This window comes from Hornefia butyriciproducens (genome assembly GCF_009695915.1).
GTDB lineage: Bacteria > Bacillota > Clostridia > Peptostreptococcales > Anaerovoracaceae > Aminicella > Aminicella butyriciproducens.
In genome coordinates, this window is record NZ_VUMZ01000004.1 from 251,639 (window position 1) to 264,898 (window position 13,260).

A 13,260-nucleotide genomic window follows, 5' to 3' on the forward strand; every position below is an offset into this window, starting at 1 on the left:
CCCGAAGCCCTCGCCGTCTGTAGACGTCTTAATGTCTGCTACTTTCTGACCACACTGATTCTCTGCTGAATGTGCTCCCCGTTTTCAATCTCATCGACCATCGCGACGGCGTAATCCGCATAAGAGATGACGGATTCACCTCTCTCGTTCAATGTCAGCTCCTCGCCGCCCAGGATGTATTCGCCGGTTCTCTCGCCGTCCGCCTGAAAATCCGCAGCTGGGCTGATATAAGTCCATCTGACGTCGTTTCTTCCGCGAAGCTCTCCGAGCGCCTTCCCCATCGCCGAAGCCAGAGGCTTGAACGAATCAGGAAAATCAGGACCGTCCATGACACAGGCGGTATGCTCCGGGTTCACATACAGGCTCCCCGCACCTCCGACAATCAGCAGTCTGGTATCGGTTCCCGACAGACTGTCGCACAGATGTTCCAGCGACGTGCTGTGCTGCGGCAGTGTTTTCTCTGTCCAGGCTCCGAAAGCGTCAACCACTGCGTCGAATCCCTTCAGATCCTCCGCCGTCAGGTCGAACAAATCCTTCTGAAGCACATTCTGCGCCGCCGTCCGGTTTTCCGATCTTACAACCGCGGTCACATCAAATCCTCTTTTTACCGCTTCTTCAGTGATAAGTCTTCCTTCTTTTCCGTTTGCCGCCACTACTGCGATCTTCTTCATTGTTTTTCCCTCCATGCTTTTCCATTACTGTTTTTTCTGTTTCTTTTGCTTGTCCGCTTTAAGTTCATCACCTGTCGACAAGTTCACGTTTCAGCCCTGTTCGAGTTGAAACAATATCATTTACAACTTTAATATATCACGGCACTATTGTAATGTCAATAGTTACAATTATTTTTTTACAAAAAAATCCCGGCGCCGGTTTTGGCGTCGGTTTTTCAAGTCTCAAGCGCTTTCATAAATCCCTTTACATTACCGGTCTGCATGAACCCGCTCATCAGACATGCTCCGGAAGCTCCCGCGGCCCTGACCTCCGAAATATTTTCCGGGTTGATACCTCCGATTGCATATACCGGTATATCGGACACATCACATACGCTCCTGAGAAAATCAATTCCACGGGGCTCAAGGCCCTTCTTACAATCCGTTTCGAACACATGACCTGCCGTAATATAAGTACAGCCGAGTGCTTCCGCCTCAAGCGCATCTTCGACTGAATGACAGGACGCTCCCAGGATTCCAAACGCAAGTCTGTCACTCTCAGCCATCTCACGAAGCCCCGGGAGCGGCATATGCAGAGCGTCTGCTCCGAGTCGCCTTGCGACTTCAGGGTAACTGTGCAGAACAGGCTTTGTTCCACGAGCTTCACACACCTTTATAAACTCACGTGCGAGGTCCTCATATTCAGTTTCCTCAAGCTCCTTCTCGCGAAGAATGATCGCCTTTGGACGGGCATCCGCTATCTGCCCGATTTTCTCCAGGAAATCACCTCTGCAGAGGGACCGGTTCGTCACACACAATATATCAGACATAAATGTAATCATTCAGGACCGGCTGCAGTCCTTCATCAGACAAGTCAGCATACATGCTGTCAAAACTTCTCGCATCTGCTATCTCGAACTGTTCATCGCCTTCACTCTCTTCACTGCAGGTTCCCGTGTACTTGCTCTCGTGATCGCCTATACCTGTAGAAACACCTGCAGAGACCTTTGTACATGCTATCTTCGTTATACCATTCCTGAAGCCCGCATTTTCGCGGGATGATACTACGATTTGTGCAAACGGCAGAAATATCCTGTACGCACATATGATCTGGCAGAGCTGTTTTTCATGCACGTCGAGGGGGCTGATCCTCTCGTTATTCACTATCGGTCTCAGCCTCGGACATGATATCGACATTTCCGCATAAGGATATTTCCTCTGGATATGGTATACGTGCATCCCGGTCGCAAACGCATCCTTCCTGAAATCGGCAAGCCCGAGAAGCGCTGAAAATCCAACGCCTCTCATGCCTCCCATAAGAGCCCTCTCCTGAGCCTCGAATCTGTAAGGCCATACGCGCTTATGTCCGAGCAGGTGGAGTTTTTCGTACTTATCCGTATCGTAGGTTTCCTGAAATACCGTTATATAATCCGCCCCGCACTCATGCAGATATTTATATTCTTTCACATTGACCGGATATATTTCCAATCCGACGTTCCTGAAATATTTTCTCGCAAGTCTGCAGGCATCGCCTATATATTCGACAGGACTCTCGGAACTGCTCTCTCCTGTCAGTATCAGTATCTCTTCGATCCCCGAATCGGCGATCACTTTCATTTCGTGTTCAATCTGACTGTGATCCAGTTTAAGCCTCCTGATATTGTTATAGCAGTTAAACCCGCAGTAGATGCAGTAATTATTACAATAATTCGCGATGTACAGCGGCGTGAAAATGTATACCGTGTTGCCGAAGTGTCTGCCCGTCTCTATCTGCGCCTTATGCGCCATTTGCTCAAGGAAGGGTTCCGCCGCCGGTGACAGGAGCGCTTTGAAATCCTCAACGCCGCACTTATCCCGTCGGAGTGCCGTCATAACATCTCTTGCCGTGTATTTATCATAATCGTAATTCTTCATCTCAAACAGAACTGCTTCTCTTATACCAGGATCTATCCGGTCCATATCCTCCATGTATTCCATGTGGTCAGTTCTGGAGGAAGGATCGTTTTCCAGCCGGTGTTTCTTGGCAAGCGCCTGTTCAGACAAATTTCCGGTATCCATAAGGAATTCATTTTCCATTATATCTTTCGCCTCCTAGTCACGCAGAAATCCCGTGAGCGGATCTGATGCCTGTGCCCCTCTCGTAAGCACTCTACCGAGACCAGCAATATATGCTTTGCGGCCCGCTTCTATCGCAAGCTTGAACGCGCCGGCCATCGCCGGAAGATCTCCCGCCGTAGCCAGAGCAGTGTTTGCCATTATTGCGTCAGCACCCATTTCCATCGCCTCGCATGCCTGCGACGGTCTGCCGATCCCGGCGTCTACGATGACCGGAACATCGATCTCATCGATCAGTATCTGAATAAACTCTTTCGTCGCCAGGCCCTTGTTTGAACCTATAGGACTTGCAAGAGGCATCACTGTCGCCGCACCGGCATTCACCATATCCCGCGCATCGTTAAGATCGGGAAACATATACGGCATTACCACAAAACCTTCATTCGCAAGGATTTCGGTTGCCTTTACAGTTTCTTTATTATCCGGCAGCAGATACTTGCTGTCTCTCATTATTTCGATCTTCACAAAATCACCGCACCCGAGCTCGCGCGCAAGCCTCGCAATACGCACCGCCTCATCGGCATCCCTCGCTCCGGACGTATTCGGAAGAAGTGTCACCCCTTCAGGGATGTGATCAAGGATGTTTTCCTCTTTTTTTGTATTGGCTCGCCTTACCGCAACAGTTATTATCTGTGCACCGGCATCCCTGACCGCCGCATTTATAAGATCCATGGAATATTTACCGGATCCCAGAATGAAACGTGAGTCGAATTCATGCCCCTGGATCACTAATTTGTCTTTGTTCATAATATATCTCCCTCTTCAGCCGGTTCCTATGCTTCATACTCTCCCGCAATAATGCGGAGTGCTACGGTCGCCTCATGTGCCGCACATGTCATGACACGTGCAGAAAACAGGCTTCCAAGTTCTGCGACATCGCTGACGCCATCTCCGCAAAGATAAAACCTCTTTCCGATCCTCTGCGTCCTGATGTCATTCGCAGATCCGAGTCCGGCCATGCCCGCTGCCGCTATAAAGTATTTATCCTGATACCTCGTCAAAACTTCTTCGGTCAGCATTACCTTCTGCTCCGGAGCATCGAACGCTTCGATAATAATATCCTCATCATCAAACAGGCCCTCTATATTCTCATGGCTTATCATCATCCGATCCGCCTTTATGTCACAGTAAGGCGCCGCCGCTTTCAAATTCTTTGTCATCGCTTCTGCCTTGGACATTCCGATCTGATCCGCAGTATACTGCTGCCTGTTCAGATTCGAAATATCCACGCTGTCGAAGTCTATGATATGCAGACGTCCAATCCCGGCTCTTGCAAGGCACAGACACACATTGCTCCCCAATCCGCCAAGACCGCAGACTGCTATCGATGCCGCACAGAATTTTTTCTGGAGCTCTGTTCCATGTCTGGCCGCAAGCGCCGATTCCATCTCCTCTCTTGTTGGCACCATATCAACCGCCTCCTACAAATCCCACAATTTCGATAACGTCACCGTCTTTGATGCGCGTGCACTCATACTCCGCTTTGGGGAGTACAGCCTGGTTAAGCTCAACTACTATACGGGATTTCTGATAACCTGCTGACTCTATATATTCCTCTACAGTCTTTCCTGCAGCGTCTGCATTTTTACCGTTTATCTTCACCATCTGTAATCACACCTCCTCCCTTCAACTGCAATAAAACAGGAGGCCGTTTCCGAACGCCTCCTGTAAAGATCCTCTCTTTAAGACTCCCTACGGCGGCATTATCCGCATCAGGTAAAAGGGCCGAAGCCTGTGCTTCCTCTCAGCCCTCCACGCGGGCTTCCCTGTCCTATTCACTATATCAGTGTACACCCGCATGACATATTTATCAAGGTTGACAGCGCCTTTACGCAAAAAACAGCGTCTTTTCCAGCGCTGTTTTTGGAAATATCTCCGGAGCCGTAAAGGCTCGTCATATCAGTATTTGTTCCGGAGCGGCATGCCCCGAGAACAGCAGCGGAGACAGCGAATATCCGTAGCTGCCGGCATTTGTAATCTCCAGCAAATCTCCAATATGAGCTTTGTTTAACAGCACGCCGCTTCCTATGACATCCTGCGCGGTATAGAGATTCCCGGCAGCAGTCACTTCCTCCGCCTGCACAAGGTTGCAGATACATTGATTTTCCTGCAGGGATACTGAAAAAAGTACCCCAAAGGTACTTTTCTTTCATAGTATACTACAGTAAAACTATTGCGCTGCGAATCGCTGTGTCAGGCTGAAGCGCACGATGACGGAAGAAGAATGTACGGTGGTATAAAGAGCTCAGGGCTAATGTGGAACCGGAGGGCTGAAGAAGGGAGACAATTTTATGACGGCGAATCAAAAAAAAATCGAAAGTTGCTGGAGCAGTTCCGGGTGACAAAAGCCTGGGGCGTAAAGAAATATCGAACGGCGATGCAGTTTATATACGATGAGGCTCACAGATGCTTCGTAGTTGTGGAAGGTCCGGAAGAGACGTTCAGAGAGCGCGAGCCGTATGTGATTCGCTTTGACCAGGTGAACAGCGTAGCATTGGAGGTCGACGAATACTAGTCTGAAGAAGGCGGTCAGTACAGCCCGAGGGAGTTGGGTCAACTTACGCAGGAGAAGTACAAAGATGTTTTCTGGCGTTATGATTTTTACCTCATTATCCGCACCGATCATCCGTATGCGGGAACGATACGCTACAAGATGAATTTCAAAACCACCGTTATGAAGGTTCCGGGGCGCGGATTCATGTACAGGCGGGGACTTGAAATCGGCGGAACTTACGAAGGCGAAAAAATCCGAGGTCTCATTTCTAAGATAGAAAAGGAATTAAACAGAGAGGAGAAAGGCATACGGCGCGAGACGGCCGTCGGTATTCTGACGAACACGGATCCGGAAGGCGTGAGCGGAAAACTCGTGAAGGGTTACTACGATGAGAAGACGTTAAACAAAATAGAAAATCTTCTGAATCATGCAAGGCGGGGAGAGAGAATCCGCATGCTCCTCGTTCCACTCGCACGCAGCGAGAATTAATTCAAGGGCGCATCTCCATATCGGATTTACTACAAGTAGAGAGGGTGCGCCGGCAGACACTAATTGATGCCTGTGCTCAGGGATTCGGCCGTTTCCGAATCCCACCGCCGCAAAGATTTCGGATGAAACGCCTGAAAACCTTGCGGCAGGCTACCGAATATGCTCGAGGAGGAACTCTATTATGATCAGCATGAAAAAAATGGGAAAACATGCCCTTGTGACAGCGTTCAGTATTGCTCTGGTATTTGCCATGATCCCGCTGATGCCGAAGGAAGCGGACAACGTCAGTGCTGCCGACGGTGATTCCGCCATCAATCTGGTGAGAAATGGCGAGGCGCCACAGATTGCCGGAGGCGGCGGAACTAAAGATGGTACAGTTTGGTATGGAAATTACCCGCAATCGGCGTACTCCCCGAAGACGGCGCCAGCAGCCCTGAATGGGAAGAAATATGTGTAGACAGTAACGGAACGATTTTTAAGTGTTCCAATGGTGACACGATAGATTACTGCAAGGTGGAGCCTGTGAAATGGCGCGTCCTTTCCAACTCCGGCAAAAAGCTGTTCCTGCTTTCTGATGCGAATCTGGATGCGAATAGTCATCTCCGGCCATACGGCCCTTACACCTCCCTTACACCTGGGAAGACAGCATGATAAGAGCCTGGCTGAACTGCAGAAAGCATACGGATTATTTCGACTACACATACTCCGGATTCTATAAAAACGCCTTTTCCTATGAAGAGCGACGAGCCATTGCGACCACCACGGTAGTGAACGAGAGTGTCGGTAATGCAGATGGAGCTAAGACATCGACAGGAGTCGGTCCCAATTCTCTGAAGAAAGTGGGGAAAAGCAGCACGGATCAGTGAAAATTCACTGTCAGGGACACTTACAGAAATGAATTCTCGATCAGTGATGTTACTGTGTCCGGATATGCGATGCTGCAAATGAATTATAGCGGCGCTGCTATTGATTCCAGAGAATGTCCGGAGCGCATTTCAGCTATTGTAGTTGGTTCAAAAGGCAATATCAAATATTACGGAAACATTGCAACACCTGTGTACCCCGGCGGAACGGCAACTTTAAATCCGGATGGCAAATTCGATCAGAAAGCCGGGGATAAGCTCTATGTATTTAATGAGCAGCTGGGCGGCGACAAGAAAACGGACTATTCATCCGAACTGAAGGAAATAAATGTTCCGGCTCTGTCCAGTCGCCCTGCCAAGGTATCTATTGTGACACCAAAAGCGGGCAGGAAGAAAGTCGGCAAAACTACCTGCTACGGAGTATGGTCTGCGACCAGAAAAGAAAAATTAAATAAAAAAACATGTATTGGTCAAGGTTATTCAACGACCTTGACCAATACATTTCCCGGCAATTTTTTGATTTTTATGTTTGACAAACTAACCACGTCTATGCAGTTGCCAGCGCTACAGATTTTGGTTGTGCCGTCAGCCCGTGTGCGACCGGTCCGATTATTCCAGCCAGGGAGATGGGGGAGTTTCTGTCAGAACGAATTGAGATGAAATTCCTGATATGGTATAATGAAATCATGAAAGGACAAATCAGAAATTCACATATTATTTATATTGCTCTTTGGGTTCTCATATCTGCCATTATATTTATCCCTGTTTGTATACTCCTGACCGGATGCTCTGATGAGGACGAAGAGGATCACGGCAAGGTCGTCAAAGTGGAAGCACATTGGTGGGGAGACCATTATGCGGGGCAGGTCATCAAAAGCGGCAACGTCTATGTTGAGTGCAATGTCACCTATGAAGACGGAAATACAGAGAGCGTCGACGATTGGACGATGAAGAAACCGGTTACGGTGCCCACCGAGAAATCCGTCAGTTTCTATGTGTATTACGGCGGCATGAAGGACAAGGTGACCGTTCCAAAAGACAAATTTTACACTTCCGGAAAACCACCAATCACGGACAGAAAGCTGACCAAAGAGCAGGAAAATGCCATGATGGCTGACACGCTCAAGGAGGAGTATCCCGGGCACGGTCATCAGTACTATCTAGATCTGCTGATGAACGAGGGACTGACGCTTGAAGAAGCCGAAGAGGCGCTGAGCGGCTCCAGCTGAGAGAGCATGAAATTCTTTCTGTAATTTGGGGGAGCATGAAATTCTTTCTGTAATTTGGGGCCTTTCATGAGATGAGATATATCTGAATGGGAAAAACTTCCCTTCAGCACCTGTCTACTGTTTATCAGAAATCGGCTGGCATGTCAAGGACACCCGGCAATTCCGGGCGTTTCTGGTTTCGGCATATCAGCTGATTTTTTCTATTCTGGGATCCTGTCCAGGTACATGATCGCTAGTTCTCCCAGGATCTGACCCCAGTTCCGGATCGGCATCGTCCATTTTCTGGTGGCTTCGAACGTGGCCAGGTACAGCGCCTTCAGAAGTGCCTGAGTGCTTGGAAATACGGACCTCTGACGGTTCAGCCTGCGCAGCGTGGCATTCAGCGACTCGATCGCATTGGTCGTGTAAAATGCCTTCCGAATGTCCGCGGAAAACTTGAAGACCGGAGAAACGGCATCCCAGTTCTCATACCATCGTTTCATGGCATACGGGTACTGCGGCGACCATTTTCCTTTCACTCTTTCGAGCTGCTCCAGAGCGGCTTCTTCATCTACCGCCGTATAGACTGTTTTCAGATCTTTGGCGAATTCTTTCATGTCTTTGTTTGCCACATATTTCAGCGTGTTTCGCACCATATGGACGATGCAGCGCTGCTGCTCCGTCTCCGGGTAAGCAGTTGTGATCGCCTCTTTGATCCCGGAGAGTCCGTCCGAGCAGCGGATCAGAATGTCCTGGACACCACGGTTTTTCAATGAATTCAATACAGTGAGCCAGTAGTTGCTGCTCTCGTTCTCGCCGATGACCAGAGAAAGGACTTCCTTCTTTCCTTCGGTGTTGATTCCCAGAACCACATATGCGGCCACCTTGTGAACGATACCATCCTCCCGTACAGAGAAATGGATGGCATCGATGAATATGATCGGATATACCGCGGAAAGCGGCCGGTTCTTCCATTCTTCGATCTGTGGGAGGATCTTGTCTGTAACATCGGAAATGAAGCCCTCCGACGCTTCGAACCCATAGATATCCTGCATCGTTTCCGAAATCTGCTTCGTTGTCATCCCTTTCGCGTACATGGAGATAATTTTCTGATCGATGTCAGAAATGTCTTTCTGCCGCTTCTTCACGATTTTCGGCTCGAAGGAAGAATTTCGGTCCTGCGGCACATCGATATCCATACTTCCATAGCTGGAATTGACTCGTTTGCTTTTGTAGCCGTTCCTGTAATTACGGTCCTCACTGTCATCGTTCGTCCGCTCTGACTTTTCATACCCGAGATGGTCATCCATCTCAGCTTCCATCATTTCTTTGATGGTTCCACCGAGAAGATCTTTCAACGCGTCCTGGATATCCTGAGCATTCTGGATATCATATTCCTGCAGCAGTCCCCTCTCGAAAAAGCAAAAACGGTAAGTGGCTCACTTTCTAGCTAGCGCTAGTGGCTCAAAATCAAATCAGCGGGTGGCTCACTTTCTGGTTGACATTTATAGTCATATGATTCTGCATCCGAAGGGAGCGGATATAAGATCCGAGTGTAGATTGTTTCACTTATATGCACCTCCCGCGCCAAACAATATCATCCGGGAAGCGCCATAGCAATCGACTATCGGTTTACAGGCGGCTTTTACGCCATCATTGGTTTACTTCGCCGGTATCGAGCAAAATAAAATGTTTACCCCATGCTGTAGACAGTATATTTTCTACAGCCTTCTGAATGATTTCCTGATGCTGTGGCTGCATGATGAAGAAATAATATCGCTGCGAAGTCGTTTTGAATTTCAATGCGAGAGCTTTCGCATACGGAAAGCCCTGACCATGTATCAGTTCCTTGTGCTGGCAAAGATAGAACTCATCCTGTTTTCTTGCCTTATGCTAATAGTAGATTACACTCGACTGCTGGGCGTAGTAATCTGTCAGCTCATCATACAGAACGTATTTGTTTTCTTTCGGTCTCCCAACCGCAGAAGGAACAATCAGACCATTCTCCGGATCTACGCATACAATGTCATTCCCAGCCAGGGTGATACAGGCTTTTTTGTGCCATGCCTTGCGAACCGACTCTCTTTCCGCTTTTGTCTTACCTGTAAAATCGAGTCGTTCTGAGTAAAAGCATGCCTGAAGTATGTTCTCATTTTCCAGATAACAGGCTTTCCGTTGATTGCTCTCTACAACATGCTTTAACTCCAGCCATAGCTCCTCATCGCAGGCTTTGAATTCTTCCTGGTTAAGGTATTTCACATGACGCCCGTCACCATTGTGGTTTTCATCCGGAGTCAGATACCAGTTGACACCGATTGACAACCCTGCCGTCTGTAAAGCACGAAGAATGCCCAGCTTGCTGAAGTCTCCCAAATCACCTGTATATCTATCCTGCATATCAGCGGCCCTCATCCATGTTCTCCAAGACTTCATTGTCACCGGAGTGACCGTAGAGACCGACACTGATCACTTTGTTGCCAGCAAGCGTCAGCCACAGCTGTGCTCCCATGAACTCATCTTTGAAACGTGTGCTTCCGCAGAGGGTGATGACTTTGTAATTTCCCTTCATAGCGGTCCTTAATCTAAAATATTTTGTGCGTTTTTGTCTCAAACTTACGTCCGTCTGAATTATTCTGTTGGAACACATACAGATTTTTTACATTGCCCCTATCCGCCAAAGCAAATGCTCGACTTGCAATATGCTTTGTGTTCATAGGATTTGTTGTCGCAAATATATTTACAACAGTGTCCTGATCAAAATCTCTAACGGCATTAATTACCGCTTCAATAAATTTTTGACTAAAATGCCTTCCTGTATCACCGGTGCCACGACTGATTTTGACGGTTCTTAACCCCTGCTTTGAATCAGGAATTTGCTTCTCTTCTATTGTATAGGTGTCCTCTAATACCAAATTGATGCAATGTCCGTTTGCTTCTTCATTTTTTACACTTGTAGTTACGCTGGACTCATTTTCTACAACAGGATAAGCACTTTCCTCTAAGGGATAGTCGGAAAAAGTGCTCCGAATTACCAGCTTGAACTGCATGTAAATGGGAACACGAACCAAGTTGCATCGCCGGATGCCCAGTATCTTGGCACAAAACCAGTACCACCAATATGGATATTGATGATAAACATTGCCGCGATTCATTAGAAAATCCTTATTATGAGAACGTATTCGCCATAGAACGATGAAAAATATAGCTATCGCCATTGCAGTATTTCCAGCTCTTACTACCAAATAGGCAATAACATTTTCAGGGTCAGGTGTCGTGCTTGACAGATATCCGGCAAATAATCCCGCTGCATTAACGAGAAAGGGAATTGAGCTAAAAATAGCAAGGATGAGGATCTCGATAATCTGCAGTCCGTTTTCTATGATTTTGTTAACAAAATTCTTCATTGGTTTCGTCTTTTAGATAAATCCCTTCCGTATTTTTTTCGCATTCCATTAATTCATGGATTATTCCGTTCTCCAAAGCTCCTGCCCATACTCTCCACTCTTTTGTGCCGGCAATAATAAAGAAAACGAATTGACACCCAGTTGTGTCGGAGCGCATCGTTTCATTCCAATCATTCCAGTCTATATCTGAAGGCACAGGAACTTCTTGTGGATGAGTATGCCATACGCCCATATAGTAACTTTTATTTCGTCTTGCTTTTCTCAAAAAGAGTTGATGTCGTGGATCTCTTATATCAAATCGCACTCGATTTTTTATATCCATGAGATATGGATGCGATACTGCTTCTAATGAAATATTACCTGTGCTTGTATGTTGATAGCCTACGATATATCCGCCGCTCTCCGGTTTTGTGGTTTCGTTTTGCAGCCACTTGCATATTTCCCCCAAAACCGGACTCAAAACATCAACAACCTTCCCATTGGGCAGTATTAGCTTTATACAACGGATGTCATTCTTTATTTCCACAACAGTTACATGCCTCCATTGGAAACTCCGTATCAGAAATAGAGATTCTGTCAGGAGTTATATCTATCAAAGTGCTGTTTGTAATTCTCTGATCAACAATATCTCGAATTGTATCCAGTAAGGCTGCCGTAGTTCTCAAAATCACTGCGGTGCCATAAGCAGCCCTTGTGCCTCCGCACCCATTTCTTATCATCCCGGTTTCTAAAGACACATCGATATTTTTTCTCGCTCTATTGTTGACGTGATTTCCTTGGTCATCCGTGTATAAGCATTCAAAACATCTTTGATTTTGATAGTTAGCAAAAAGAATGTGACTATAAGTGCCTCCTTCTTCAAGCCAGACATATAGTACTGGTTTGCTACAGTTTGCCTTCTTCAAGGCAGCATTGAACTTTAACTGTTCATCACTGTTACCGATCGTAAATATGATCAGATCTCTCTTTGATATTTCTTCTAAGAGCGCCTTAACATCAATACTTCTCGATTCCCCAGTAATATGAATTTCGGGATGGAGTAAATTCAGCAGAAACTGTATTGTCGTGGCTTTATTTGATTCCTTGCCAATACCACCGTATGCCCACCGAAGAATATTTTCATCTTCAAGGATGTCTCCATCATAAATCATGATGTTTTTCGCACCATTTTTAGCCAATTCAAACGCAACGTAGCTTCCAAGTGATCCAGCTCCGACAAGGAGAATCCTTTTGTCCAGTAAGCCAGGATCATTTCCGATCTGTTCACACATATAGGTATAATCTTTTCTTTCTGTCCGCATTGGCTCCACTTCCGTAATATCAGAAAGGATTTTGTCAAGCAGAGTTCTGCCAGCTATACTTTTGCATCTTACTTTTAGCGCATACGCAGAATTTGATTGCTCGGTCCTCATGCTGAAAAGAAGAATAAGATCATGTCTTTTGGGGATAATGGATTTTAGCTTTCGAAATGTCTCATCACTAATGTGTTCAACCTGTCTACCGTAGACAATATTCTGCACCTCTTTTGCTGTCCATTGAAAACCACGATGTGGCGGAATAATACCTCTGTTATCTGTTATCGGAATATGGTATACATCATTTTCGAGATGGCGCGTCCACTTTCGTTCTCCCTTGTTTCTTTCATCTATATCAGAAAGATCAAGGCCCTGCTCCACAAGTCGAACAATATTTGTTCCGTAAAAGGAATCCATCTCTGAAAAACGAGTTCCATCCCTTAAATAAGCTCTGATCCTGTCTTTTCCAGCAGCCTCGCTGTTCCAGTAATACATGAATTCCTTCTGAAATTCTCGCTCCTTTTCGACCGGATTCATACCCAATAATTCGATCAATCTGTCTATACAATCAATAATCTTGTCCTCATATGAAACAAGCGTACTCACGATACTGTCTGAGTATTCCGGAGTGAAATCCATCACCTGTCCGGCCATTGGAAATCACCATTCCGGTCAAACGGAAATCAGCATTCCAGAGATGGAAATCACCAATATCCTTTCTTAGAATAGTGATATGCACCTT

General features: G+C 46.8%; 18 protein-coding genes and 1 riboswitch. Of the genes, 6 read left to right on the top strand and 12 right to left on the bottom strand.

Annotation, left to right across the window (positions count from 1 at the left end; translation table 11 throughout):
• Positions 1 to 38: 38 nt before the first annotated feature.
• The 6 genes from FYJ64_RS06115 to thiS form a co-directional block, all read right to left on the bottom strand.
• A complete protein-coding gene (locus FYJ64_RS06115; RefSeq protein WP_235897126.1) occupies positions 39 to 686 on the bottom strand; it encodes an NAD(P)-dependent oxidoreductase in 648 nt (215 codons plus the stop codon).
• Positions 687 to 886: 200 nt separating this feature from the next.
• Positions 887 to 1,480: a thiamine phosphate synthase gene (locus FYJ64_RS06120; RefSeq protein ID WP_154574317.1), complete on the bottom strand. Its 594-nt coding sequence runs from the start codon at positions 1,478 to 1,480 to the stop codon at positions 887 to 889.
• Positions 1,473 to 2,627 (bottom strand): 2-iminoacetate synthase ThiH, encoded by a 1,155-nt coding sequence (gene thiH, locus FYJ64_RS06125; RefSeq protein WP_465250620.1) that lies wholly within the window; start codon positions 2,625 to 2,627, stop codon positions 1,473 to 1,475. The genes FYJ64_RS06120 and thiH overlap by 8 nt, the downstream gene beginning before the upstream one ends.
• A 114-nt stretch (positions 2,628 to 2,741) precedes the next feature.
• Entirely contained in the window at positions 2,742 to 3,512 is a 771-nt protein-coding gene (locus FYJ64_RS06130) for a thiazole synthase (RefSeq protein WP_154574319.1), read from the bottom strand.
• A gap of 26 nt (positions 3,513 to 3,538) precedes the next feature.
• Positions 3,539 to 4,174 carry a sulfur carrier protein ThiS adenylyltransferase ThiF gene (thiF, locus tag FYJ64_RS06135; protein ID WP_154574320.1) on the bottom strand — a complete coding sequence of 212 codons (636 nt, stop codon included), beginning with the start codon at positions 4,172 to 4,174 and terminating at the stop codon, positions 3,539 to 3,541.
• Between the two features lies 1 nt (position 4,175).
• On the bottom strand, positions 4,176 to 4,370 hold the full coding sequence (gene thiS / locus FYJ64_RS06140) for a sulfur carrier protein ThiS (protein WP_075712585.1): 195 nt from the start codon (positions 4,368 to 4,370) through the stop codon (positions 4,176 to 4,178).
• A 67-nt stretch (positions 4,371 to 4,437) separates the two neighbouring features.
• Positions 4,438 to 4,543, bottom strand: a riboswitch (TPP riboswitch).
• A 542-nt stretch (positions 4,544 to 5,085) separates the two neighbouring features.
• On the opposite strand from thiS, the gene FYJ64_RS06150 reads away from it, so the two are divergent.
• The 6 genes from FYJ64_RS06150 (at position 5,086) to FYJ64_RS06175 (ending at position 7,840) form a co-directional block, all read left to right on the top strand.
• Positions 5,086 to 5,280 (top strand): hypothetical protein, encoded by a 195-nt coding sequence (locus tag FYJ64_RS06150; RefSeq protein ID WP_154574321.1) that lies wholly within the window; start codon positions 5,086 to 5,088, stop codon positions 5,278 to 5,280.
• A gap of 33 nt (positions 5,281 to 5,313) precedes the next feature.
• A complete protein-coding gene (locus FYJ64_RS06155) occupies positions 5,314 to 5,748 on the top strand; it encodes a hypothetical protein (RefSeq protein ID WP_154574322.1) in 435 nt (144 codons plus the stop codon).
• A gap of 181 nt (positions 5,749 to 5,929) precedes the next feature.
• Entirely contained in the window at positions 5,930 to 6,205 is a 276-nt protein-coding gene (locus tag FYJ64_RS06160) for a hypothetical protein (RefSeq protein WP_154574323.1), read from the top strand.
• 151 nt (positions 6,206 to 6,356) lie between these two features.
• Positions 6,357 to 6,614, top strand: a complete 258-nt coding sequence (locus tag FYJ64_RS06165) for a DUF6273 domain-containing protein (protein WP_328596994.1) — start codon at positions 6,357 to 6,359, stop codon at positions 6,612 to 6,614.
• A gap of 54 nt (positions 6,615 to 6,668) precedes the next feature.
• Positions 6,669 to 7,271, top strand: coding sequence for a hypothetical protein (locus tag FYJ64_RS06170; RefSeq protein ID WP_206045559.1), 603 nt, complete (start codon positions 6,669 to 6,671; stop codon positions 7,269 to 7,271).
• A 167-nt stretch (positions 7,272 to 7,438) separates the two neighbouring features.
• Positions 7,439 to 7,840: a hypothetical protein gene (locus FYJ64_RS06175; RefSeq protein ID WP_154574326.1), complete on the top strand. Its 402-nt coding sequence runs from the start codon at positions 7,439 to 7,441 to the stop codon at positions 7,838 to 7,840.
• 200 nt (positions 7,841 to 8,040) lie between these two features.
• Here FYJ64_RS06175 and FYJ64_RS06180 read toward each other — a convergent pair whose 3' ends face one another.
• The 6 genes from FYJ64_RS06180 to FYJ64_RS06205 form a co-directional block, all read right to left on the bottom strand.
• Positions 8,041 to 9,225: an IS256 family transposase gene (locus FYJ64_RS06180; RefSeq protein WP_154574327.1), complete on the bottom strand. Its 1,185-nt coding sequence runs from the start codon at positions 9,223 to 9,225 to the stop codon at positions 8,041 to 8,043.
• A 487-nt stretch (positions 9,226 to 9,712) separates the two neighbouring features.
• Complete coding sequence (locus FYJ64_RS06185; RefSeq protein ID WP_154574328.1) at positions 9,713 to 10,216, bottom strand: hypothetical protein; 504 nt, start codon at positions 10,214 to 10,216, stop codon at positions 9,713 to 9,715.
• 1 nt (position 10,217) lies between these two features.
• Entirely contained in the window at positions 10,218 to 10,388 is a 171-nt protein-coding gene (locus FYJ64_RS06190; RefSeq protein ID WP_154574329.1) for a hypothetical protein, read from the bottom strand.
• A 13-nt stretch (positions 10,389 to 10,401) separates the two neighbouring features.
• Positions 10,402 to 11,223 (bottom strand): hypothetical protein, encoded by an 822-nt coding sequence (locus tag FYJ64_RS06195; RefSeq protein ID WP_154574330.1) that lies wholly within the window; start codon positions 11,221 to 11,223, stop codon positions 10,402 to 10,404.
• Positions 11,207 to 11,749: a Mov34/MPN/PAD-1 family protein gene (locus FYJ64_RS06200; protein WP_206045560.1), complete on the bottom strand. Its 543-nt coding sequence runs from the start codon at positions 11,747 to 11,749 to the stop codon at positions 11,207 to 11,209. The genes FYJ64_RS06195 and FYJ64_RS06200 overlap by 17 nt, the downstream gene beginning before the upstream one ends.
• Positions 11,733 to 13,172, bottom strand: a complete 1,440-nt coding sequence (locus FYJ64_RS06205) for a ThiF family adenylyltransferase (protein WP_154574332.1) — start codon at positions 13,170 to 13,172, stop codon at positions 11,733 to 11,735. Before FYJ64_RS06205 ends, FYJ64_RS06200 begins: the two co-directional genes overlap by 17 nt.
• Positions 13,173 to 13,260: the final 88 nt, after the last annotated feature.